Annotated in this window: 25 protein-coding genes, 2 tRNA genes and 1 pseudogene; 13 read left to right on the top strand and 15 right to left on the bottom strand. The window is 43.7% G+C overall.

Translation table 11 applies throughout. The features are described 5' to 3' along the window. Positions 1 to 6 precede the first annotated feature (6 nt). The 3 genes and pseudogenes from fadA (at position 7) to GVV58_RS09955 (ending at position 2414) form a co-directional block, all read left to right on the top strand. Positions 7 to 1179 (top strand): acetyl-CoA C-acyltransferase FadA, encoded by a 1173-nt coding sequence (gene fadA / locus GVV58_RS09945; RefSeq protein WP_005095215.1) that lies wholly within the window; start codon positions 7 to 9, stop codon positions 1177 to 1179. 29 nt (positions 1180 to 1208) lie between these two features. Then, positions 1209 to 1838, top strand: a pseudogene (locus GVV58_RS09950) (ImmA/IrrE family metallo-endopeptidase); the annotation flags it as partial. Between the two features lie 150 nt (positions 1839 to 1988). Continuing rightward, a complete protein-coding gene (locus GVV58_RS09955; RefSeq protein WP_005173119.1) occupies positions 1989 to 2414 on the top strand; it encodes a hypothetical protein in 426 nt (141 codons plus the stop codon). A gap of 96 nt (positions 2415 to 2510) precedes the next feature. Here the strand turns inward: GVV58_RS09955 and tehB are convergent, their stop codons facing one another. From tehB to GVV58_RS09990, 7 genes are all read right to left on the bottom strand, one after another. After that, positions 2511 to 3377 carry an SAM-dependent methyltransferase TehB gene (gene tehB / locus GVV58_RS09960; protein WP_159516458.1) on the bottom strand — a complete coding sequence of 289 codons (867 nt, stop codon included), beginning with the start codon at positions 3375 to 3377 and terminating at the stop codon, positions 2511 to 2513. A 213-nt stretch (positions 3378 to 3590) separates the two neighbouring features. After that, entirely contained in the window at positions 3591 to 3863 is a 273-nt protein-coding gene (locus tag GVV58_RS09965; RefSeq protein WP_005095207.1) for a hypothetical protein, read from the bottom strand. Between the two features lie 110 nt (positions 3864 to 3973). Continuing rightward, positions 3974 to 4723 carry a hypothetical protein gene (locus GVV58_RS09970; RefSeq protein WP_159516459.1) on the bottom strand — a complete coding sequence of 250 codons (750 nt, stop codon included), beginning with the start codon at positions 4721 to 4723 and terminating at the stop codon, positions 3974 to 3976. A gap of 225 nt (positions 4724 to 4948) precedes the next feature. Further along, positions 4949 to 5446, bottom strand: a complete 498-nt coding sequence (locus GVV58_RS09975) for a hypothetical protein (RefSeq protein WP_159516517.1) — start codon at positions 5444 to 5446, stop codon at positions 4949 to 4951. A 221-nt stretch (positions 5447 to 5667) separates the two neighbouring features. Next, a tRNA-Phe gene (locus GVV58_RS09980) sits at positions 5668 to 5743 on the bottom strand. 137 nt (positions 5744 to 5880) lie between these two features. Next, positions 5881 to 5956, bottom strand: a tRNA-Phe gene (locus GVV58_RS09985). 203 nt (positions 5957 to 6159) lie between these two features. Further along, positions 6160 to 6537: a GNAT family N-acetyltransferase gene (locus GVV58_RS09990; RefSeq protein WP_004278652.1), complete on the bottom strand. Its 378-nt coding sequence runs from the start codon at positions 6535 to 6537 to the stop codon at positions 6160 to 6162. 96 nt (positions 6538 to 6633) lie between these two features. Here GVV58_RS09990 and hisB point away from each other — a divergent pair, with 96 nt between their 5' ends. The 7 genes from hisB to GVV58_RS10020 all read left to right on the top strand — a co-directional run bounded on the left by hisB (position 6634) and on the right by GVV58_RS10020 (position 11337). Beyond that, positions 6634 to 7227 carry an imidazoleglycerol-phosphate dehydratase HisB gene (gene hisB / locus GVV58_RS09995; RefSeq protein WP_004729244.1) on the top strand — a complete coding sequence of 198 codons (594 nt, stop codon included), beginning with the start codon at positions 6634 to 6636 and terminating at the stop codon, positions 7225 to 7227. Continuing rightward, a complete protein-coding gene (gene hisH / locus GVV58_RS10000; RefSeq protein WP_159516460.1) occupies positions 7227 to 7844 on the top strand; it encodes an imidazole glycerol phosphate synthase subunit HisH in 618 nt (205 codons plus the stop codon). The genes hisB and hisH overlap by 1 nt, the downstream gene beginning before the upstream one ends. A 160-nt stretch (positions 7845 to 8004) precedes the next feature. Then, positions 8005 to 8538 carry a DUF805 domain-containing protein gene (locus GVV58_RS10005; protein WP_005173134.1) on the top strand — a complete coding sequence of 178 codons (534 nt, stop codon included), beginning with the start codon at positions 8005 to 8007 and terminating at the stop codon, positions 8536 to 8538. 103 nt (positions 8539 to 8641) lie between these two features. Further along, entirely contained in the window at positions 8642 to 9301 is a 660-nt protein-coding gene (locus GVV58_RS10010) for a 3'-5' exonuclease (RefSeq protein WP_005095191.1), read from the top strand. Positions 9302 to 9309: 8 nt separating this feature from the next. After that, positions 9310 to 9474, top strand: coding sequence for a hypothetical protein (locus GVV58_RS15475; protein ID WP_171063336.1), 165 nt, complete (start codon positions 9310 to 9312; stop codon positions 9472 to 9474). Between the two features lie 145 nt (positions 9475 to 9619). Further along, positions 9620 to 10354 (top strand): 1-(5-phosphoribosyl)-5-[(5-phosphoribosylamino)methylideneamino]imidazole-4-carboxamide isomerase, encoded by a 735-nt coding sequence (gene hisA, locus GVV58_RS10015; protein ID WP_004278658.1) that lies wholly within the window; start codon positions 9620 to 9622, stop codon positions 10352 to 10354. A gap of 65 nt (positions 10355 to 10419) precedes the next feature. Further along, positions 10420 to 11337 carry a DMT family transporter gene (locus GVV58_RS10020; RefSeq protein WP_159516461.1) on the top strand — a complete coding sequence of 306 codons (918 nt, stop codon included), beginning with the start codon at positions 10420 to 10422 and terminating at the stop codon, positions 11335 to 11337. 68 nt (positions 11338 to 11405) lie between these two features. Here the strand turns inward: GVV58_RS10020 and GVV58_RS10025 are convergent, their stop codons facing one another. Continuing rightward, entirely contained in the window at positions 11406 to 12812 is a 1407-nt protein-coding gene (locus tag GVV58_RS10025; protein WP_159516462.1) for an FAD-binding oxidoreductase, read from the bottom strand. 40 nt (positions 12813 to 12852) lie between these two features. Further along, complete coding sequence (locus GVV58_RS10030; protein WP_159516463.1) at positions 12853 to 14184, bottom strand: APC family permease; 1332 nt, start codon at positions 14182 to 14184, stop codon at positions 12853 to 12855. Between the two features lie 96 nt (positions 14185 to 14280). Between GVV58_RS10030 and GVV58_RS10035 the strand changes: the two genes are divergently transcribed. After that, complete coding sequence (locus GVV58_RS10035) at positions 14281 to 14640, top strand: helix-turn-helix domain-containing protein (RefSeq protein WP_005095181.1); 360 nt, start codon at positions 14281 to 14283, stop codon at positions 14638 to 14640. 355 nt (positions 14641 to 14995) lie between these two features. Here GVV58_RS10035 and GVV58_RS10040 read toward each other — a convergent pair whose 3' ends face one another. Genes GVV58_RS10040 through GVV58_RS10050 form a run of 3 tightly spaced genes read right to left on the bottom strand, consistent with a single transcriptional unit; the run spans position 14996 to position 17022 of the window. Continuing rightward, positions 14996 to 15391: a hypothetical protein gene (locus tag GVV58_RS10040; protein ID WP_005095179.1), complete on the bottom strand. Its 396-nt coding sequence runs from the start codon at positions 15389 to 15391 to the stop codon at positions 14996 to 14998. Positions 15392 to 15411: 20 nt separating this feature from the next. After that, entirely contained in the window at positions 15412 to 16038 is a 627-nt protein-coding gene (locus tag GVV58_RS10045) for a DUF1294 domain-containing protein (protein WP_100329475.1), read from the bottom strand. 36 nt (positions 16039 to 16074) lie between these two features. Then, complete coding sequence (locus GVV58_RS10050) at positions 16075 to 17022, bottom strand: homoserine kinase (RefSeq protein ID WP_159516464.1); 948 nt, start codon at positions 17020 to 17022, stop codon at positions 16075 to 16077. A gap of 113 nt (positions 17023 to 17135) precedes the next feature. On the opposite strand from GVV58_RS10050, the gene hisF reads away from it, so the two are divergent. After that, the gene (gene hisF, locus GVV58_RS10055) at positions 17136 to 17894 is read left to right on the top strand and encodes an imidazole glycerol phosphate synthase subunit HisF (protein ID WP_005095173.1); all 759 of its coding nucleotides are present in this window, start codon (positions 17136 to 17138) and stop codon (positions 17892 to 17894) included. A gap of 597 nt (positions 17895 to 18491) precedes the next feature. On the opposite strand, the gene GVV58_RS10060 is transcribed toward hisF, so the two are convergent. After that, a complete protein-coding gene (locus GVV58_RS10060; RefSeq protein ID WP_074383899.1) occupies positions 18492 to 19136 on the bottom strand; it encodes a hypothetical protein in 645 nt (214 codons plus the stop codon). Positions 19137 to 19246: 110 nt separating this feature from the next. On the opposite strand from GVV58_RS10060, the gene GVV58_RS10065 reads away from it, so the two are divergent. Next, positions 19247 to 20260, top strand: coding sequence for an AraC family transcriptional regulator (locus GVV58_RS10065; protein ID WP_100354911.1), 1014 nt, complete (start codon positions 19247 to 19249; stop codon positions 20258 to 20260). A 101-nt stretch (positions 20261 to 20361) separates the two neighbouring features. On the opposite strand, the gene GVV58_RS10070 is transcribed toward GVV58_RS10065, so the two are convergent. Both GVV58_RS10070 and GVV58_RS10075 read right to left on the bottom strand, forming a co-directional pair. Beyond that, positions 20362 to 20607 (bottom strand): hypothetical protein, encoded by a 246-nt coding sequence (locus tag GVV58_RS10070; protein ID WP_005095167.1) that lies wholly within the window; start codon positions 20605 to 20607, stop codon positions 20362 to 20364. Between the two features lie 77 nt (positions 20608 to 20684). After that, on the bottom strand, positions 20685 to 21767 hold the full coding sequence (locus tag GVV58_RS10075; RefSeq protein ID WP_100534509.1) for a DNA/RNA non-specific endonuclease: 1083 nt from the start codon (positions 21765 to 21767) through the stop codon (positions 20685 to 20687). Positions 21768 to 21977 lie beyond the last annotated feature (210 nt).

Genomic DNA, 21977 nt, shown 5'->3' on the forward strand with positions numbered 1-21977 from the left:
ACGTGAATGGCTACTTTAAATCCACGTGACGTTGTCATCGTCGATGGCGTACGTTCAGCAATGGGTAAAACCAAAAACGGTATGTTCCGCAATGTACGTGCGGACAGCCTGTCTGCTGAACTTGTCCGTGCCCTGATGGTACGTAACGAATTCGACCCGAATGAAGTTGAAGACGTGATCTGGGGCTGTGTCAACCAGACTCTGGAACAAGGGATGAACATTGCCCGTAATATCGCATTACTGGCAGACTTGCCGAAAACTGTGGCTGGTCAAACCGTGAACCGTTTGTGTGGTTCGTCTATGCAGGCGATTCATACTGCGGCTGCGCAAATTGCCACCAATCAGGGTGATATCTTCATCATTGGTGGTGTCGAGCACATGGGTCACGTTGGCATGATGCACGGTATCGACCTGAACCCGGAAGCGTCTAAGCATTATGCCAAAGCATCAAATATGATGGGCTTGACTGCGGAAATGCTGGGTCGTATGAATGGCATTAGCCGTGAAGAACAGGATGCCTTTGGTGTGGAATCACATCGCCGTGCCTGGGCTGCGACTGAAAATGGTCTGTTCCAGAACGAGATTGTGGGCATTGAAGGTCACAACGCTGATGGTTATAAAGTTCTATGTGATATCGATGAAGTGATCCGTCCGGATGCCAACATCGAGTCATTCCGTGCTTTACGTCCAGTGTTCGATCCGAAAGGCGGTACAGTGACTGCGGCAACCTCTTCAGCCTTGTCTGATGGTGCTTCTGCAATGTTGCTCATGTCTTATGAGCGTGCACAAGCCTTAGGTCTTAAGCCACGTGCCGTGATCCGCTCTATGGCAGTTGCAGGTTGTGATGCTGCGATCATGGGTTATGGCCCGGTTCCGGCAACGCAAAAAGCCTTGAAACGTGCTGGCCTTGCCATTTCTGATATTCAGACTTTTGAATTGAACGAAGCCTTTGCTGCACAAGGTCTGTCTGTTCTTAAAGGCTTAGGCATTTATGACAAACAGGACATCGTAAACCATAACGGTGGTGCGATTGCGTTGGGTCACCCACTCGGTTGTTCTGGTGCGCGTATTACCACGTCTTTGCTTAACGTGATGGAACAGCAAGATACGCAAATTGGTCTTGCGACCATGTGTATTGGTTTGGGTCAAGGTATTGCGACAATTATCGAACGTGTTTAATTCTTAAATACTCAGATAAAAATAAACCCCGCTTAGTGCGGGGTTTTTTTATACAAAAAAAAGAAATTGATGCCCTTTCTTTTTTTGATGATGAATCAGGCTCACCGTTTATTTTTTTGAATGATACAAAATCTGCCGAACGGGTAAGATTCGATTGTGCGCATGAATTAGGCCACACCGTTATGCACACACATAATAAATATGTCTGCAATGAAGTAGACAATCGCATTTTAGAAACTGAAGCAGATAAGTTTGCTTCAGAATTTTTAATGCCTACTGAAGGTTTTTTAAGTACAGTTCCTTCTTATTTAACGATTGAAAATATGATCGACTATAAGAAAGTATGGCGAACATCTTTAAAGGCTATAAATTATAAATCGCATAAATTGCAACGTATAACAGATTGGTTTTATCGAAGTAACTCTATGAAAATTAATACCTTAGGTTATCACATTAATGAGCCTAACGAAACTCACCGTGATGAAAGCGTAATGCTTCCTAAATTAATTTTAACATTAGCTTCAGATCCAAAATTTAGTAAGCAGAAAATGCTCGATGAAATTCGTATATCTGAAAAAGACTTTAATGAACTAACATTTGATTCTTTAATTAAATATGAAGAATCTAAACCTCGACCAAAGCTTTATGTCATTAGTTAAAGCTCTTCGGAGCTTTTTTATTTAAACTAGAATGTTATCCCTTTGTAAAATTGGTTTATTTTTCCACCATTAAAATCTTAATTATGAATCGCTTAAATTTTATCTGTGTATGATCAAGCCTCTTTTTTCCTACTTCCTTAAGGGGTTTATATGAACATGCTTAAAACAATGCTTGCGACTGCAATCGTAGCAACTTCTGCATCTGCAATGGCAACTGAAGCTCAAGTAGCACCTGCTGCTACAACCACTACAGTTCAAACTGTTGCTACAGAAGCGGTTGCGCCTGTGCAAGCAAAAGTTGAAGCTGCTCAAGCCACTGCTACAGATGCAAAACAAGTAACTGAAGCGAAAGTTGAAACAGTAAAAGCTGAAACAACTGCTCAAGTAGAAACTGCACAAGCAACCGCAGAACAACAAGTTGAAGCTGCAAAAACAGAAGTAGCAGAAGCAAAAGACGCAACTGTTGAAACTGCTGCTGAAGTAAAAGACGCGACTACTGAGAAAGCCGAAGCTGCTCAAGCAGAAGTAAAAGCTGAGAAAAAAGGCTGGTTCTCTTGGTTTAAAAAAGCGGCTTAAGCTTTTTAAAAGCATAAAAAAGATGTCATTACGACATCTTTTTTTGTTTTGAACACTCTCATTTTAATTCAAGAGTTTAACAGCAGCTTAAAGCACTTATTCGACCTTTTGCGCTAACATGGTCGCAAAATGCTGTTTAATCCGTTGGCCTTGTGCATCCACCCGATGCAGCTCACCAATATTTTCATTGTATTTCACAATCTTCCAGTCCTCATAATATCCTCGCAACTCGCCCGGCTTAAAGCTAAATGGAAAATCGGGCTGTACCTGAATCTCTGGCGTATCCATCGCACAAACAATCAGGTTATAACCACCCGGCACGGTGGCCTGCTGCATCTGCGCAATCAAGGGTGCAATGGTTTTCGCCTCGAGGAACATCATCACCACGGTACAGTAAATGAAGTCATACTGGCCTGTAATACTGGTATCTGTGTTGAGATCACGGCGCTGGATCTGCAAGTGATCAATGTGCTCCGTCTGCACAATCTGTCTTAAGGTCTGCAAACTGTTTTCATTGACATCCCAGGCTTCGACATTAAAACCATTCTGACTTAAATACAGTGCATTACGTCCTGTACCGCAACCGACGTCCAGCGCACGGCCACCCTTTAAATAGGGCATGGCAGCCAGTACTTCAGAATGGGTAGGATTCAACTGATATTTTTTGATGAAGTAATCTTCAGGCCGGCAATAAAAACGCAGCTGGCATTCGATATCCTCGCTGGCAGAAACAATCTTGTGCCAAGCCTCAGGTTCAATAAATGGCGGTTGCTGTTCTGGTGTAAATACATGTTCAGATTGCACCGCACCGGATGCTTCCAGCATGGCAAAACGCAACTCACCTTTAAGTAGTGTCAGTTTGGCCCAAGTCCCGGCTTTGGTATTGTGCTGATTCTTGAAGCCCTGAGGAATACTCTTTTCTGTCCAGACCGGAAGTTGCTTATAACAAATCAGTTCTTGCATCAATATCGCCCTCCATCTCATGCATGCGCCGCCTGTCATGCTTATAGCGACGGTTTTATTCATTTCAGCATAGCTGGTTCAGGCCGGAATTGGAATCAGCGCTTATTTACGCTGTGCCAATACAGCAGCAAGATGCAGACCAAATCTGGAAAATAAAAAAGCTGCCTCGATCGACAGCTTGAGTTTAGCCAGAGAATGAATAGGGTGACTGGATTAATGCAATAGTTCTGATTGTAGCCAGCGCATATAATTTTCCTGATCCATAAAATCCGGCGCGCCTTCCAGATCCAGACTGAAATATTGCTGATTAAACTGAATCACAATCTGTTCGGTATAGTGCCAGTCCTCGATCAGCTTGAAATATTGATTCAAGAAAAATCGGCTCCTGCCCTCATTATTCAGACTTTGTAGTTTTGGACATATTTTATTTGCGACAAACTCACCGTACACCTGCTGAATATCAGCAAAAACCTGAATTGTTTGCATGACTCACCTGCTTAAATGTTATGTCGTGATCTGTGCGACACATTCAATTTAAGCACTGAGTTTGAACAGCAGATGACAGTCATGTGGCAATCCTGTGATTGCCTACAGGGTTATAACTTGTTTTCAACCGCTTTCTGGTTTGCTGTCGCAATCTGTTGCATCTGTTTATTCAGATTTAATATTTCTTTATACAGCGCATTAAACTCTTTCACTGCTTTATCTTCATAAAACATGAAAGTTTTATTTTTCTTTTGCCATTTATGCTTTTTCAATACGGCAAATAAGGCATCTGCCTTGGCCAGACTTTGTTTCTCAATCTCAAAGATCGCATGGGCATTACTTTGCTGTTGATCGGCTTGCAGGTTCGCGGTCAGCTGCTGGCGATAACGGTTTTTAATATCCAGTTGCTGTGCCTTATTGATCAGCTCGGCATCACGCTGCTGAATTTGCTGCTGATAGCTGTTCACAATTTGATGCACTTGCTTGAGCATGGCTTCGGTTTCTTTATAGTCTTGTGCCTGATCCTTGGCCAGACGGTCAATATCCAGAAAATTCTGCCAGTTGGCCGCTTTCAGGTCGCGTAGATACTGATTGCGCTCCTCGGCACTGTCCCGTAGTTGACCCAGCATAAATTCGGCCATGATGGCATAGTCCCCATCCAGACGATCATCCTCAAGCTCAATCTGAATCGGTTTAGACCAGTCCTGTGCCTGCTGCGCAATGCTCTCGGTTTTTTCTTCGAGCACGGTTTCATATTCGAGCAGCTCGGCCTGATGTTTTTGCTGAACTGAATTCTGATAAAACAGCCCAATAAAAATTGCCAGTGTCACAGCGGCTACAATCATAAAAACACGCGGCATGTATACGCTCCAGCTCTGTCAGTCAGATCTTGTTGATTTACATCCACTATGCTTATTTTTTAAACATAATTCAAGGCATTTGATTTTTCCAATAATATGTCTAGCTTAGACAGAAATTGCTCCTCTCACAAAGCCACCCTTTCCAGCACCCTATTTTGTCGATCTCGTTGCATGACAGCTTGAATAAGCTTGTTAAACAAAATTATCTAGACCGACAGGCGCACATTATGGGGAATTAAACGGCAGGCTCAGATTCAGCCGGTTCGGATCGAATTGCTCGCGAACAATATTCACATTGGTGGCATCGCGGTTAATTCCAAAAGGTTGCAGCAATACATACACCCCATTTCTTGGGTCTGAAGACTGCAAGCCCTGTGCGATGGCCAATACATATTCACGGAACACCACAGGCAGGCTATCCAGATCAGGATCGGCAGGTGCACGCATCACATCAATATTCGCAACCATGTCGCCGTCCACGCTATAGGCCTGAATTTCACGTTCAATTTTCATCAGGCGCATTTGCAGGGCCTTACGCTGGCTGTTCTGTTCCTGATAAGGCAACATTTTTTCAGTCACGGCGCGTAGTTCCGGTTCCGCCATGACGGTCAGGGTCGGCAACACCACTGAATCAGCAGCAGGCGCAGCATAGCTTAATATCGGTAGGCTAAAAGCCGTACAGGCCGTAAGAAAGCCTAGTTTAATTGGTGTTAGGAGATTCATCATTTTCACCCTCGTTTGGAAAAGGGAAAGCGTCAAAGCTAAATCTTACAAATAATGCCAGTGCCTATTGTTAAGTTTGATAAACGGTCAATGATGCATAAAAAGGCAGGAAACGTCGAAAAAGAAGAAGTTGAAACAACTGAAAAATAGAAAAGAATGCTGATCTGGCTTTGGTGCAGGCAAAAAAAATCCCCAAACAAAGTTTGAGGATTTTTTGAATATGGTGGCGAGACCCAGGATCGAACTGGGGACACACGGATTTTCAATCCGTTGCTCTACCTACTGAGCTATCACGCCGATGCGGTGTATTAAGCCGTATCTGGCCTCATTAGTCAATCAAAATTATGAAAAAAATATTTGAGTGGCTGATTTTTGGCCTAAAAAAAATCCCTGATGGGATCAGGGATTGAAAACTTTGAAATCGTTTTAAAATATGGTGGCGAGACCCAGGATCGAACTGGGGACACACGGATTTTCAATCCGTTGCTCTACCTACTGAGCTATCACGCCGATGTCGCGTATTAAACAGTTTCAGCTGTAAATCGTCAAGAGCAGACAGAATAATTTTCTTCAAATGTTTACTTTTCCATCAACTCGCGTCAATTTGAGTCATAAATCGAACAGTGTTTACCAAAGACCTCAGCAATAAAACAGATTTAAGCCCTTATTTACATAAAAAAGCAGCCTAACGGCTGCTTGATATTGCTCTATCTTCAGATTTTTTCCAGGTTGGCCAGACAACGATGAATGGCACCACAACCCGGCACAAAGTTTTTCACACCTTTTTCTTCTTCCATCCGGCAGACCTCACTCACCAGCCTTTCTGCCACGCCACGGCCACGGTTGGCCGGATGTACCACGATATTTTCCAGAATGCGGCTTTCCCCCTGTCCGGTGCACCAGATTGCCCCAATAATTTTGCTATTAAATTCTGCACTGTAAACTGAGGTATACTGTGCAAGGTTTTGCTCTAGTTGTTCCATGGCATCTGCCCCGTCGCTAAATTCAGGGCTCGTGTCATACAGTCGCTCAAGCTGGCTGCGCACTTCGTCATTTTCTAAAGAAGTATAAGCATGTACGGTGATAGGCATTGATAAACCCTCCTGAGCAATCTAATATGCGGTGACGTCGTCACGGCGAAAATATTTTCTACATCAATCATTTTGACGTATTTGAGGAACGTGTCTATGACAGATCGTATCAGTGAAGTGGTAAGAAATACCAACGAAACCAAAATTCGAGTTCGTTTGAATCTCGACGGTACTGGTCAAGGCACCTTAAACACGGGTATTCCATTTTTAGATCATATGATTGATCAAATCAAGCGTCATGGTCTGTTTGATATTGATATTCATTGTGATGGCGATCTGGAAATCGACGACCATCATACTGTGGAAGACTGCGGTATTACGCTGGGTCAGGCTTTTGCACAAGCGCTGGGTGATAAAAAAGGCCTGAAACGCTACGGTCACTTTTATGCACCACTCGATGAATCTTTAAGCCGTGTTGTGGTGGATCTGTCTGGTCGTCCAGGCCTGTTTATGGATATTCCATTTACCCGTGCCATGATCGGCCGTTTTGATGTGGATTTATTCTCTGAATTCTTCCAGGGCTTTGTCAATCATTCATTGATGACCGTGCATATCGACAACCTGAAAGGCAAAAACAGCCATCACCAGATCGAAAGCGTATTTAAAGCTTTTGCGCGTGCGCTGCGTATGGCCTGTGAAGTGGATCCGCGTGCTGCGAACACGGTCGCTTCAACCAAAGGAACGCTGTAATGACCCGTATTGCCCTTCTTGATTATGGCATGGGAAATTTGCACTCTGCAGCAAAAGCACTCGAACATGTCGGCGCCACGGTTGATGTGACCAATGATCCTAAACTGATTGCGCAAGCAGACAAAATTGTCTTTCCGGGTGTGGGCGCCATGCGTGACTGTATGCAAGGCATGCATGAAGCCGGGATTGATGAAGTGGTACGCAATGCCGTATTTAACAAGCCCGTATTGGCCATTTGTGTCGGCATGCAAGCCTTGATGCAACATTCTGAAGAGAATGGTGGTACTGATGCACTGGGTATTTTCGAAGGTGCGGTTAAGCATTTTCCGGAAATGGCGGGTTTAAAAGTGCCGCATATGGGCTGGAACCAGGTGCATCAGGCCGATCCCGATCATCCGATGTGGAACAATATCGAACAGGATGCGCGTTTCTACTTTGTACATAGCTACTATGTAGAGCCACAAGATTCAGACTTGGTGGCAGCTACTTGTACCTATGGCATTGAGTTCTGTACCGCGATTCATCAAGAAAACCTGTTCGCGACCCAGTTCCATCCGGAAAAGAGCCATACCGCAGGTTTGCAATTACTGAAAAACTTTGTGGACTGGAAAATCTGATTTTCCTTTCGCCTAAAAAGCTCGCAGATTGCGAGCTTTTTTATTCATTTAGATTAGTTCACTGCTAGTGATTCTGACTATTTTTTAGTCACTAAAATTGTTATGATGTTGAAGTAACTCATTATATTTAAAAATAATTAAACTCAGGGGAAATACAATAATGAATCCACACTATCCAAGCAATGAATCAGCTTTAAGCCCAAATGGTCGTTTTGGCCGCTTGTCTTATCTCGGCTGGAACATGCTAATGACCTTTTCGCTCCTGATCATCATTGGGATCATTGCAGCTTTTTCACCTGGCCTATTTATGGATAGCTCTGCCTTGGCAGGCTCATCCATGGTTGCAACTGTTCTCATCGGACTCGCTTACTTGGTCATGCTTTATTTTAGTTTTGTTTTTACTATTCGCCGTCTACATGACCGCAATCATACTGGATGGTTATCGCTGCTGATCTTGGTTCCGCTACTCAATCTGATTTTTATCCTTTATCTGATTTTTGCCAAAGGTGATGACAGAAGCAATCAATACGGCCCGCGACGTACCACCAAAGCTTGGGAAAAGGTGTTGGGATTGATTTATGTACTTATTTTTCCAATCGGTATTTTAGCCGCGATTGCAATCCCTGCTTATCAAGACTATGTGACGCGTGCTCAACAGGCGCAGATGGAACAGAGTAGCTATCACACTGATTAAGCCTGGTTAAATTTTGCATAAAGCCCATTCTTTATGGGCTTTATTTTTGCCTAGAGCTGGAAAAGTGATTAAGCTGAACGCATTCATTTCATGATTGAAGCCTATGCAACAGCTGCTGGACACTTTACCAAGCAAGGAACAAATTCAGACCTTTCCTGTATTTCAAAATCTTCCGATGCAACAGATTCAGGTGATTAATAGCCTAGAACAATGTCATGCTCTTGAACAGGAACTAAAAAGCCATGCAGTCCTGGGTTTCGATTCTGAATCCAAGCCCACCTTTAAAGTCGGTGAAGTCTCCACTGGGCCACATTTGATTCAGCTGGCGACTTTAGACAAAGCCTATTTATTTCAAATGAGTCCGGCGATCTGGGATTTTCTTAAACCGATCTTTGCCAGTCGTGATCAGATCAAGGTCGGTTTTGGCCTGAAAAATGATGCGCACCTGTTCCGTAAAAAAGGCATTGAACTGAATAGTGTGATTGAACTATCCAAATGTTTTAAAGCTTTTGGTTTAAATAATCCGGTCGGATTAAAAAATGCCATGGCGTTGTTGTTTCAACTGAATTTCCCCAAATCGAAACGGATTAGTACTTCGAACTGGGCCAGCAAGAAGCTCAGCCCGGCACAGATTGATTATGCAGCCGCAGATGCCTACGCGCCCGTGCTGGTATTTGAAGAATTACTACGTCGGGATTTATTACCCAGAGAGATTCCCAATACTTCATTGAAATTGAGAATCCGTCCTTCATCGACGGCTTAAGCGTTTAAGTGGCGTATTGGTTCTGGCAACTTGATGTACGCATGAAAGCCGTGATGAGCACGATCGATGAGGTGGTTGTGACTTTAACAGATCTTACCGCTTCGATCATCGACCAGCTCAGTACACGACCCGTTATGGAAAACCTGATCTCCATTCAAGAGATGAATCATTAATGCCATTAAAATAAATGACCTCACTGCTACCTGTCTACGCACAGGTTTTCTTTATTCATACCGTTTAAGAGTTAGAAATTTCGACTTTATTTGCTAAGATGAATACACTCAAATTCATTCTAAAGATTAAGCAAGGAGCGAAAGCATGCTGATCATCCCTGCAATTGACCTGAAAGATGGCAAATGTGTCCGTTTAAAGCAAGGTCGTATGGAAGACGATACCGTATTTTCAGACGATCCGGTCGCAACAGCACAGCATTGGGTAAATGAAGGCGCTCGCCGCTTGCATTTAGTAGATTTAAACGGTGCTTTCGCAGGTACACCAATCCATAAGCCAGTGGTTGAAGCCATTGTCCGATCTCAACCTGATTTGCCGATCCAGATTGGTGGTGGTATCCGTTCTCTGGAAACCATTGAGCATTATCTGCAAGCCGGTGTTTCTTTTGTGATCATTGGCACCAAAGCAGTTCAGGATCCTGAATTTGTTGAAGAAGCATGTCGAAAATTTGCCGGTCATATTATTGTTGGGATTGATGCCATGAATGGCATGGTGGCAACAGATGGCTGGGCCAATGTGACTGATGTTAAAGCCACTGACCTGGCGAAACGTTTTGCCGATGCTGGCGTGTCAAGCATTGTCTATACGGACATCGCACGTGATGGCATGATGCAGGGTGTGAATATTGAGCAAACCGTGAATCTGGCGCAATACTCAGGTTTACCTGTGATTGCATCTGGTGGTGTGACCAATCTGGATGACGTACGTAATCTGAAAGACCAACCGGGTATTTTGGGCGCAATTACCGGCCGTGCGATTTACGAAGGTACATTAAGCTTGCGTGAAGCACAGTTATTGCTAGATGAGCAACAGGCGCTATAATTAAGCCTGCTGTAAAAGAGGTCTTCGGACCTCTTTTTTATTTTTTAATTTTCTGATCTCCTGGCATGTCTACACTTATTTCCAAAAATCACTCCGGCTGGATGGTAAAAGCGCCGCAACTCGCCCTGATCCTGATCACCATTATCTGGGGCGGCAGTTTTATTACTGTGCAATACGGGCTAAATTTTAGTAGTCCGATTATGTTTGTCGGCCTGCGTTTCGCTGCGGCAGCGCTTGCCATCACCCTGATTTCACTGAAGTCGCTAAAAGGCATGAACCTGAAAGAGGTGTTTGCTGGCGTGGTGATTGGCGTCATGATCGCCATCGGTTACGGCACCCAAACCGTGGGATTGCAAACGATTAGCAGCAGCGAGTCTGCTTTTTTAACCGCCTTGTATGTTCCACTGGTACCAATCCTGCTCTGGCTGCTGTTTGGTCAAAAACCACAGGTGATGACCTGGATCGGGGCATTGTTTGCCTTTATCGGGTTAGTGTTTTTGACTGGTAATGGCTTTGCAGCAATTCAGCTCAGTTTTGGACAAACTTTGACTTTACTTGGCTCCATTGCCATTGCCCTGGAGATTATTTTGATCAGTTATTTTGCTGAGCAGGTGAATGTACGCCGGGTCACAGTGCTGCAACTGATTTTTGCGTCCTTGTTCTGCTTTATGATTGCACCTGTTTTAGGTGAATCTCAGCTACCTGAATTTCACTGGCATCTGGCAGGCATTTTAGTCGGTTTAGGCATTGCCAGTGCGATGATTCAACTGGTCATGAACTGGGCACAACGTAGGGTAGATGCATCACAGGCAGCGATTATCTATGCCGGTGAACCGGTATGGGCAGCGCTTTTTGGCCGACTTGCAGGAGAACGCCTACCTGCACTGGCACTGTTGGGCGGATTAATGGTGGTACTGGGCGTAATTGCCAGTGAATGGAAACCGAAGTTTTTAAAGCGGAAAGTAAAAGAACAAATCACTTAATTTCCTCTTTTTAATCCCCCTAAATTCCCCTTTTAAGAAAGGGGAATTTTTTATATTTGTATTTAATTTTAGAAAGATACCATCTTGCCCGGATTCACCAATGCTCCCAGTCCATAGGCAGTTTTGGCAATTGGAATCACCACAGGGGCAAGTGTGCGACCAAACAACATATCCTGATGCTGAATAGTGGTCAGCATATTGAAATCATCTGCCTTGCCACAGAAATCATCTGCAATTGCTTTACCGATACGCACCGTTTGCGCCACACCATGCCCACTCCAGCCTTGCACGGCATAAATCGGGAATTTATGGCCAAATTTACGGCTGTCGGCTGCACCATTCATGGTCAGATCCGTGGTTCCACTCCAGACAAAATCCAGCTCAACCTGTTTTAATTGTGGGAATACATGCTGAATTCGACCTAACAAATACTGATGGGTTTTTTCAGGACTCCAACACGAACCTGTCCCTTCACCACCAAATAAAATTCGGTTTTGAGACACACCCCGGTAATAATCAATCTGGAACTGGGTGTCGTAGACAGGCGCATCGGTTGGCAATAGCTCTTTTAAATTTACTTCTAAAGGCGCTGTGGTACATACATAAGTATAAAATGGAATTGTGGTCCGATTGTTCTTTTGCAGCAGTTTAAACGAAGCATGATGTACGCCCATGACCACACTCTTACGCGCTTTTATTACGCCACTTATGGTCGTGACATAAACCCCATCTTCACGCTCTTCTACTGACACCACTTCAGTTTGTTCAAACACCTGTCCACCGTTTTGGCAGAAGCCATAAACCAGTCCACGGTTCAGTGCGAGTGGATGGATATGTCCCCCCAGCGAGTCAATTAGACCACCACAATAATTCTCTGAAGCAATATGCTGTTTCAGCTCATGCTCACCGACAATTTTGGTGTGGTCTTCACCTAAAAATTTACGTGCATCTGCCCCTTGAGTTAAACCAACCAAGTGCCCTTCATGCACTGCTGCGGTAATATGTCCACGTTTACGCTGTAGCTCAAGTTGGTATTTTGCTGCAATGTCATCGATTAAAGACATCGCTTCAGTAGAGCTAAAGTGCCAGAGTTTTTTTGCATCTGCATAGCTGAAATGCTCAATCATTTCTGACGCTTCCCAACGCGCTAGCCCCGGTGTGAGCTGTCCACCATTACGTCCTGAAGCAGCGCCACCAATGCGATTTTTTTCTACCAAAATGGTATCTATGCCATGTTCAGACAGATGGAGTGCTGTCGATGCTCCAAGTAGCCCACCACCAATCACCACCACATCACATTCAAGATCGGCATTTAAACCTGGAAACGCATGCCCAGTTTCGAGTGAGCTTTCATAGTAATTGGCAGGATGTTCAAAATTGCCATGTTTGGGATTAATCCAGTTCCACTCTTTGCCACTCTGTGTATTAATACTGGCTTTAAATTCGACATCTTCAATAAATTTTGGTTTATTCATTTCATCTTCTCACTATTACTTCAATACAATTGATTCGATCTTAGTAAGCACTACTAATCACAATATTCTGTTTACGCAGACGCTTATACATATAGAGCAGCACGCCTACTGCGAGCCAAATACAGCCACAGATCAAAGCTGACATTTCCAGGTTGATCCATAAACCCAACATCACGCCCACCGAAAGCAGGGGCAAAACCAAGTTAAGGAAGACATTTTTTAAGCCTTGACGCTGTTTGTCCTGAACAAAGAATTTTACAAATACCGAGAAATTCACTGCAGTAAAGGCAATCAGGGCACCAAAACTCACCATACTCACCACTGTCGCAAGATCAAGGCTGATGGCGAGGAGTGAAGTTAAGCCAATGAACAGCACGGCATAAAGTGGTGTACCCAACTTGTTATGCACTTGACCGAATGTGCCTTTATGGAAAATTCCGTCACGTCCCATGATATGGATTAAACGCGAGGCACTGGCATGAGTCGCCAAACCTGAAGCAAAGGTATTCATGATTTGCGCGCAGAGGAACACCGCCTGAAATAGTGCCCCACCGACATACATCACAATTTCAGGCAATGCTTCATCGGGGTTGTTAAAGCGGACATTGCTGGGGAAATACAACTGGATAAACCACGATGCCGAGAAGAAAATCACCCCGCCTGTCAACGTGGTCAGCATTACAGCACGTGGAGTATTTTTTTTCGGGTCTTTAGTTTCGTGTGATATTGTCGTCACGGCATCAAAGCCCAGAAACGAGAAACATAAAATTGATGCCCCGGCAATTAACGGCAATATACTGCTATCGCCGTTCAATAATGGCGTCATGGTCAGGACGTGATGATAACCTTGCTCCGTACCTATGCCCTTGATCACCAGATAGATAAACAGCAGCATTAAAATCAAGGGAGCCACCACAAAAACCAGGCTTAAGTTCGCCAAGATATTAATGCGGAAACAGTTAATCAGGGTCACCAAACCGGTAAAGATACAGACCCACACCCAATATGGCACGCCTGGAATCAGGGCTCCCAAATAGATCCCGGCCAGTAAAGCATTCACGAGCGGCAGCAATATATAATCCATTAAGGCACACCAGCCAACAAAGAAACCGGCTTTCGGCCCGCAAGATTCCGCCGTATAAGTATAAGCCGAGCCCGGTTTTTCTGTCTGGCGACTAAAGCGCGCATAGCTGAATGCCGTTAACAGCATGGCACCTAAGGCAAGGATATACGCGAGTGGAACACGTCCCTCAGTGATGCCGGAAACAATTCCAAAGGTATCAAAAACAACCATCGGGGTCATATATGCCACACCAATGATCACGACCTGCCACAAAGACATTTTTTTGAAAGCAACTTGTGCTTTTTCCATTGATGTCACCTGAACATTATTTATTTTCGTTATTTGTTCAATTGCAATGACTATGCCATATAATAAAAATATAAATAAATTGAGTGAGGATAGAAAATGCCAAAGTACAATTTAGAAACTCGAATTGCAGCCATTCAGATGTATAAAAAGACCGATTACAAGGTGGCTGTCTGTAAAGAATTTGGCATCTCTCGGGTGACTCTGGATGCATGGATCCGCCTTGAAGAAGAAACTGGCGACTTGGTCCAGAAACCTGTAAAAAATCGCGGCGCACCGGGCCATATTAAAGATTGGAATGAATTTCAAGTGTTTGTAAGATCTTTAAAATTTCAAAATATTAGTGATTTGGTTCCAATATTTGAACAGCGCTTTGGTTATGCAGTTTCTTATGCGGTTCTGGTGCGTGCTATTCATGTTTTAGGCATGCGTCGCCGTCGTGGTCGCTTTTATTCTTAAGTTAAAAATGAGCCCGACAATAAAATAATTTGACCTGTTAAATTTAAAAAAATAAATGTACATTAATGTAAGTTTATTTTATTAAAAACGTAAATTATATTTATTAAAAAAGTAAATCTATAAAACAAAAAAGTAAAGTTTAAATATTAAAAATGTAAATTTATAAAATTAAAAATGTTTAGCAATGTTCGTCATTATGTTCAATGATGATAAGAATTGCTCCCTAAAATGGAGCAAGCTTGAATAAAAGTGGTGCGAGTTGGTAATTTTTTCAGCCTATGCAGACAGATGGAATCCGTTCTATTGCATGAGGCATAAAAAAGCAGCACTTTGGCTGCTTTTTCTACAATAAAATTTAGGATTTATACATCGGTCGATTGTCATTCAAGCGCATGATGCCACGAATCGCCCGATACACAATCCAGATCCAGGCCAGAAACACCACTAACAAACAGAAAGCGGATGCGCCAAATGCCACGCCTGCAAACAGGTTCGGATCTTCGCCAGTAAAGAACAGAAACAAAAATGGAATAAAGGCAATGATATTCCAGACCAGATACCACCAGAAACTGCGGATCTGCCAGGTGAAGTGGCTTTCAAAAATTGAACCACGCACATCGCGACGTTTGACATAGTTAATGATCAACGCCACGACAGCCAAGAGGCCAGCACTAAAAATGGCCACAATATATAAAATGTACAGTGCAAAAGTCAGTGTGCGATTTGGGTCTTTATCAATGGAATAGTTCACGTCCCCTCCTGATCTTTCCCCTAAATATTTAAACTGTTAAATGGGGAAATTAGCCATATAATCAAAATGATGTTAAAGGCTATAGTACAAAAATATATCTGCCGGAACGGTTGTTTTTGTGTTTTATGTCGCAGTTTTTGCTGGGCTAACCAGGCTGCTGGCCAACCACCTAAAAAAGCCACCAGATGCAGGGTATTTTCCGGAATACGTTGCTTACCCGATTGCGCCGCTTCCTTGTCCTGCGCATACAACCAGTAACTCAATGCATTCATCAAACTGATCAGCAACAAGACCAGTCCGCTGAGCAGACCGCCCAAAGTCAATGCGGTCAGCAACAGAATATAAACCACACAGGCAATCTGCATCGGTTGTAATTTCTGTGACTGCTGTTGCTTGGAGGGTTTGAATTTAGCCTGAGACGTTTTGGTTTGCGATGCTTTCAGATACATGACCTGCTGTGCTTTGTATCGTCCGCGCTCATCTAAAATGACCGTGTAATCTAAGGCACAGCCGACAATCGGACGCGGACCTTGCTTGGCAAAGTCCTTGATATGCAGAAATACGCGATCTTTGGCCGAATCATTGGGCTGAATAAAGCCATAACCCTTGTCATCAAACCACTCTACTAAACGCCCCTGATCGCGCATATCCCCTGTCCTTTTGTCTTTATAAATTTTAAATATTTAAGCTGTAACGAATTTTAATCGCTCAATCAACATATTACGCATCTCGACTGGATTTTTTTGCAAAATATCTTCGCCAGTACGACCCAGTGCCGCGTTACGCTGTGCCACCTGTAAACGCATCATCCAGAAACGTCCTGCGGCCATGGCCAAGTACAACTCTAAACATGATTTTTCATCTGCTGTTAAGGGGCGGACGCTTTCATAGGCATTTAAAAAGGCAATGGCTTTTTCTTCGTTTAAAGTGACATCCGGATAGTTGGTGCAAAAGTCATTTAAAGTAATCGCGATATCAAATAAAAATTCATCTTTATTCAGTTCATAAAAATCCAGAATACCGTTGAGTTGATCACCCTCAAATAAGGTATTGTCCCGGAACAGATCGGAATGAATAAAGCCACGTGGACGATCTGGATAGACTGCTGTTAAAGCGTCATACAGGCCTAAAAGCTTGCCGAGCAACATTTTATCGGCCGGACTTAAACTTGGTTTGATTTCTTGGGACACTGCCAGCCAATACGCATGATCACGCACGAAATTACGTTCTAATTTGAAGTCCTGCAATGCCACATGCATTTTTGCCTGAGCAATAGCAATCGCTTCAACTTGTGCCACGGTCGATGGCATGGGATGCTCACCCAACAGGCGCGGTGCAATCTGTGCCGGTTTATCTTTAATACTGTGAATAGCCTTGCCTGAATGCGATAAAGGCACCGGAACGGCCAAGCCTGCTTTGCCCAAATGTTGTAATACAGGCACAAGTTCCCCTGCCGCCTGTTCATCCATATCCTCAAACACCGTTAGCACATAGTGTGCGTCTTCGCAGACCAAAAAATAGTTGGTATTTTGAATACCGCCTTGAATCGGAATCAGATCAACCGCCTTTAAACCGTAGGGCGCTGCAAAATCCTGAACTTCCTTTAAAGTCAAAGTGGTATAAACCGACATAGAAAACCTGCGAAAAAACTTACATAATTTTGCTAGAATACCGTTTCCATCTGCCAAGGTGTAGCGCTTGCGTGGGTGAGTTTCATAATCGGCTGTAATAATTGGAAAAATTTATGCTAGCTAAACGTATTATTCCTTGCCTCGACGTTGATAATGGTCGTGTGGTCAAGGGTGTTCAATTCCTTGATATTCGTGATGCAGGTGACCCAGTTGAGGTCGCACGTCGTTATAACGAACAAGGTGCCGATGAAATTACTTTCCTTGATATTACCGCTACACATCATGGACGCGACACCACTTACCGTACTGTAGAACGTATGGCTGAATCGGTTTTCGTCCCCCTGACGGTCGGTGGCGGTGTGCGTAAAGTCGAAGATATCCGTTTGCTGCTCAATGCTGGTGCAGATAAAGTCAGCATCAACTCGGCAGCAGTATTTAATCCGGAATTTGTCCAGGAAGCATCACAACGTTTTGGCGCACAATGTATCGTGGTCGCCATTGATGCCAAAAAAACCGGCGAAGATAAATGGGAAATTTTCACCCACGGCGGCCGCAAACCGACCGGCATTGATGCCTTGGAATGGGCAGAACAAATGGCCAATTACGGCGCAGGTGAACTCCTGATTACCTCAATGGATGCCGACGGCACCAAAGCCGGTTATGACATCGCCCTGATGCGTGCCATCAATGACCGCGTCACTGTACCGACTATTGCCTCTGGTGGTGTAGGAAATTTACAACATCTGGCAGACGGGATTATTCATGGCGGTGCTGATGCGGTACTGGCAGCGTCAATTTTCCATTTTGGTCAACATACCATTCCTGAAGCCAAAGCCTATATGGCAGCGCAAGGCATTGAAATGCGCCTTTAATTCAAAAACGAATTCCTATTTAAAAAAAGAGCATCACAACGATGCTCTTTTTTATTTCTACAGGATAAGCCTAGGCAATAAATCATTTGGAAAATATTCTCATCATCTGTGGTACATCCGGGTTTGCTCTAATGATGACTGCTTTGAAAAAGTATATCCATCGTTCTGTGGATTAAAGTAGAACAGCAAACACGACAAAAAAGAGTTAATAGAAAAGGACTTGTATGTTCAAAATGATGTTTAGGGATTGTTATTGATCAATAGCCGCCGGACAAGGCGAAGCTTTCCAGTGCTGAGCAGCTTAAATATAAAGGACGTTATTTTCTTTCAATATTCACCCCAGTATGAGGATGAACAAGATCGCTCTATTTTGACCGATATTCAAAAGTAAAAATTAAATAAAAAAAAGGAGTCTCGCGACTCCCTGTAAAAACCAAGATTAGACCACAGCGCTTGGTATTCAAAATAATTCATTACACCTAAAACATATAAGTATGTGGCTTCACTCACCAACAACCGTGAATATAGGCCAAATCAAAAGGACAATATTGACAATACATCTGCATTTTATTGACAAATCACGACAAGAACCGGGTTTTAGCGATTTAATGGCCTATTTAAGTGATTGGTCGCAGGGTTTTTAGCAATTTTAGCCGGAGTTTCTGCCCACTTGGCTGGAAAATAACGGTCTGCCCAATAGTTCAGTTTTTTCGAGATCGGTGCAGGCAATACCATACCTAAAGGGTTCTGCTCCTGTAAATCTGCGGAGGAAATCACCCGGGTACCCAGCAGATAGTCGAACCAGGGTTTGGTCACACACCAGTTGGCATCCTGATTACTATTCATGTGATGATCATAATGCCAAGGCAGCTTTTTTTTGGCCCATTCTGGCTCCAGATGGGCACGACGATGCCGATAATAATAATTGCCTGCACTATATAATACGGCCAGCGTCATCCCTTTGGAAAAAGGATAAAACGTCAATCCAAAGACTGTAGCAACCACGGCAAGAGAAGCAATTTCATTGCGGGTACGCCAGTTGTTCAGTCCTTCTACATAACCGAAATCGGAAAATTCCGTTTTACGCACAATGCGGTGATGTTCCCAATGCGAACACATGCTTTCTGGAACCGGACTATAGCGGCTCTGTCCTTGGCGGTGAATTCCATGTAACACATATTTATGCGCAAACCATTCAAATCCATTGGCAACGACGAGTCCTGCCAGAAAACCTTTCCACATGATCTTTTACCTCTTGGTCTATTTTTCAATATAGGCTAAGTAAAAGACTAGATATTGACCAAAATATTCAATATGATTGACAAAATACGACAAAATAAAAGAATTAAAAAATGCTGGTTCTAAAAAACTACGTAGGCTCGATATACGGTGGTTTAGGACATTTACTTTTGGACTATTATCAGCTGAAACAGCTCGAAGTCCCTGAGAAATTATTGGCCATTCAAAATCTGGAACGCTTTGATTTTACTCTGTGGCGTGATCTGCTGACGACACTTGATCAACAGCTGCAGCGCCCGGCTTTGGGCCTGGAAATTGCGCAACTGGTCGAGACTAAACATCTCGGGATTATCGGTTATCTGGCACTTTCCAGTGACACGCTGGGTGAAGCCTTCATGCGCTATCATGACTACCATCGCCTGATCTATGATGGTAGCCCGCTACAAATCCAGGGGCAAGGAGATCATCTTTCGATTGCCTGGGGTGAGGTTCCTTTTAAGATGAGTACGCAACTGACCGATGAAATCGCGATTGCACTCATGATCGAATTTATTAAATCGAATATTCTGGATAATAATCATCTGCATCTGCATGAAGTGCATTTTCAGCATCCAACACCCAAAAATATAGCATTGTATGAACAGTATTTCCGCTGCAAGGTTCGTTTCGGTCAAGCCAAGACTCAAGTCCTGATGCCGGTCAGCGAGCTGTCTACGCCTTTAAAACAGGGTGATCAGACCCTACAAAAGCTTCTGAAACAACAAGCTGAAGCTTTACTGGAAAAATTCCCCAATTCCACCCAAGTTGACCAGCAGTTACAGCAGGCGATTCTGGTGGGCCTGCAAAAAAACCAGTTCCAGATTGAACATATTGCCCAGCAAATAAAATTCTCTGTCCGTCAGTTACAACGACATTTGCAAAAGCAGGGTAAAACCTATCAGCAATGCATGCAGGAAATCCGCTCTATGATGGCAATGCAATATCTGAAAGATCCGCATTTAAGCTTACAGGAAATTTCCATGCTGCTTGGTTACTCCGAGCAGAGTGCATTTCAGCGGGCATTTAAGCAATGGACCCAGCTGACGCCACAACAATGGCGCTTAGAATCTTTGGCTCAGACAGCTTGAGACGCTGCAATGCTGAGACTAAAAACAGTAAAAAGCCCAATAGGAATATTGGGCTTTGTGTCTGGTTCCAGATGGAACATTCTCCAACAAATGAAAAAATCTTATAAAAATGGATTTTCAATTTCGTCCAGATCATCCCGCTGCAGCTTTTCTGGCAGATCTACAGTATTTTCCAGTTGCTGCACCACATCATTTACAAAAGCCTGCAAAACCTTGGCAGCCTTAAGACCTTCCTGATCCTTGGTGATCTGCAAGTTTCCATACAGGCTGACACAATCCAGATCATTTTCCAAGGTCAGATCATGAATGGCATGGGATTCACTGCCATTTTCAAATGCTTTAAACATATCCTCTCCACCTGTCTTTGTTATTTTCAATAATGGGTGAGATCGATGCTACTCGAATCCCACTTTTTTCAGCAAGTTTATTTCAATAACTGCAAAATATATTGCAATAGCGCATCTATCAGCTGTTTTACAATCGTATTTTGGGTGTCGTTATCGATTGCACCACCAGTCGCTGAGGACGTCGAGGTATTTGAACCTGAAGATTTAAACTCACGTTGCAGTGCCTGCAAGTTTTCTTTAGAGACATCTTCCGCACACTGGCTTTCTGCATCCCAGTTAGAATATTCGATTTTCTGATTGGCTTTGACCGCCCTGGCCGTCAATGGCAAACGATAGGTATTGCGCTTCTGCTCTTCGGTCAATTGTGGAAACAGGTTAATTCCGAGCTGTTCTTCCAGATAACAGACACTAACAATACGCACTTTGAGCGAATTATCATTCGGCGCATAATAAGCACCAATCGCACCGGTTTTCGGCAGGTAAACTGCCTTATACACCGCCGTCGGTACAATCACGCCATTACCAATGGTTTTTAGTTTTTTCGCCGCAAATACCGGCCCGGTAACTACATAAACATCCTGCTTCTGTTTGGTTACAATGGCACGGGTCGCTTCTTCCAGTTCACGCCAGACCTGCTGATTGTTTTTCGGTGCTTGCGGCACCATATTGGCCAGTGAGAAACTGTCTGACTGTGCAGCCTTATTGGGCATATCCGCATTTGGCGCCATATGCCCGCGATCATAACCGGAACCACGATAATCCGCCAACGTCGCCCGATGCGCAGGTTTAACCTGGGTCTCTTCATGAAAATTATCTTGACGCGGAATTTTCTGGCTTAAGCGTGCCGGTGTGAGTGCTTCAGCCACCCAAAGTGGGGTTTTCGAAACACCGGAATAACCGACGTTAAAGCCATTAAAGCACAGTGAATAACTGTCTTTTTTCAGGCTGTCTTTCATCAGATACGGCGGAACATCACGATAAAACTGTGTCAGACAGGCGGAATCGGATGAAGATGGCAGAGACACCCATTGACTGATTTTTTCCTGACCAAAGGCGATGGCAAAACTACTCGAAGCCACCACACCCAGAATGACTTTAGTACTATTTTTACTTAAAAACTGAAAAAGAGAGTTCTTGGATTTACGCTGCTTCTTGGCCATTATTACACGTACTTTTTAGATCAATACCGATTTTTCCCGAGCTTAACAAGCTGTGTATATGAAGTATATCTTGACCCTGCCATTCGCTTAACAAATAAACAATAATGGCTTAAAAGCCACGAAAGCTGTAACAAACTGTCTATTTTTTATTTCATTTTAAATGAGGTTTCGCAGTCTTTGAGTAGCTTTGATTGGAGCTGCCGGATGAGT

It is taken from the genome of Acinetobacter sp. 18QD2AZ41W, assembly GCF_009829025.1.
Taxonomy (GTDB): Bacteria; Pseudomonadota; Gammaproteobacteria; order Pseudomonadales; family Moraxellaceae; genus Acinetobacter; species Acinetobacter pseudolwoffii.

Excerpts from the sequence above, each read along its gene's own strand:
- fadA (WP_005095215.1), top strand. The coding sequence starts at position 7 with ATGGCTACTTTAAATCCACGTGACGTTGTCATCGTCGATGGCGTACGT.
- GVV58_RS09955 (WP_005173119.1), top strand. The coding sequence starts at position 1,989 with ATGAACATGCTTAAAACAATGCTTGCGACTGCAATCGTAGCAACTTCT.
- tehB (WP_159516458.1), bottom strand. The coding sequence starts at position 3,377 with ATGCAAGAACTGATTTGTTATAAGCAACTTCCGGTCTGGACAGAAAAG.
- GVV58_RS09965 (WP_005095207.1), bottom strand. The coding sequence starts at position 3,863 with ATGCAAACAATTCAGGTTTTTGCTGATATTCAGCAGGTGTACGGTGAG.
- GVV58_RS09970 (WP_159516459.1), bottom strand. The coding sequence starts at position 4,723 with ATGCCGCGTGTTTTTATGATTGTAGCCGCTGTGACACTGGCAATTTTT.
- GVV58_RS09975 (WP_159516517.1), bottom strand. The coding sequence starts at position 5,446 with ATGAATCTCCTAACACCAATTAAACTAGGCTTTCTTACGGCCTGTACG.
- GVV58_RS09990 (WP_004278652.1), bottom strand. The coding sequence starts at position 6,537 with ATGCCTATCACCGTACATGCTTATACTTCTTTAGAAAATGACGAAGTG.
- hisB (WP_004729244.1), top strand. The coding sequence starts at position 6,634 with ATGACAGATCGTATCAGTGAAGTGGTAAGAAATACCAACGAAACCAAA.
- hisH (WP_159516460.1), top strand. The coding sequence starts at position 7,227 with ATGACCCGTATTGCCCTTCTTGATTATGGCATGGGAAATTTGCACTCT.
- GVV58_RS10005 (WP_005173134.1), top strand. The coding sequence starts at position 8,005 with ATGAATCCACACTATCCAAGCAATGAATCAGCTTTAAGCCCAAATGGT.
- GVV58_RS10010 (WP_005095191.1), top strand. The coding sequence starts at position 8,642 with ATGCAACAGCTGCTGGACACTTTACCAAGCAAGGAACAAATTCAGACC.
- hisA (WP_004278658.1), top strand. The coding sequence starts at position 9,620 with ATGCTGATCATCCCTGCAATTGACCTGAAAGATGGCAAATGTGTCCGT.
- GVV58_RS10020 (WP_159516461.1), top strand. The coding sequence starts at position 10,420 with ATGTCTACACTTATTTCCAAAAATCACTCCGGCTGGATGGTAAAAGCG.
- GVV58_RS10025 (WP_159516462.1), bottom strand. The coding sequence starts at position 12,812 with ATGAATAAACCAAAATTTATTGAAGATGTCGAATTTAAAGCCAGTATT.
- GVV58_RS10030 (WP_159516463.1), bottom strand. The coding sequence starts at position 14,184 with ATGGAAAAAGCACAAGTTGCTTTCAAAAAAATGTCTTTGTGGCAGGTC.
- GVV58_RS10035 (WP_005095181.1), top strand. The coding sequence starts at position 14,281 with ATGCCAAAGTACAATTTAGAAACTCGAATTGCAGCCATTCAGATGTAT.
- GVV58_RS10045 (WP_100329475.1), bottom strand. The coding sequence starts at position 16,038 with ATGCGCGATCAGGGGCGTTTAGTAGAGTGGTTTGATGACAAGGGTTAT.
- GVV58_RS10050 (WP_159516464.1), bottom strand. The coding sequence starts at position 17,022 with ATGTCGGTTTATACCACTTTGACTTTAAAGGAAGTTCAGGATTTTGCA.
- hisF (WP_005095173.1), top strand. The coding sequence starts at position 17,136 with ATGCTAGCTAAACGTATTATTCCTTGCCTCGACGTTGATAATGGTCGT.
- GVV58_RS10060 (WP_074383899.1), bottom strand. The coding sequence starts at position 19,136 with ATGTGGAAAGGTTTTCTGGCAGGACTCGTCGTTGCCAATGGATTTGAA.
- GVV58_RS10065 (WP_100354911.1), top strand. The coding sequence starts at position 19,247 with ATGCTGGTTCTAAAAAACTACGTAGGCTCGATATACGGTGGTTTAGGA.
- GVV58_RS10070 (WP_005095167.1), bottom strand. The coding sequence starts at position 20,607 with ATGTTTAAAGCATTTGAAAATGGCAGTGAATCCCATGCCATTCATGAT.
- GVV58_RS10075 (WP_100534509.1), bottom strand. The coding sequence starts at position 21,767 with ATGGCCAAGAAGCAGCGTAAATCCAAGAACTCTCTTTTTCAGTTTTTA.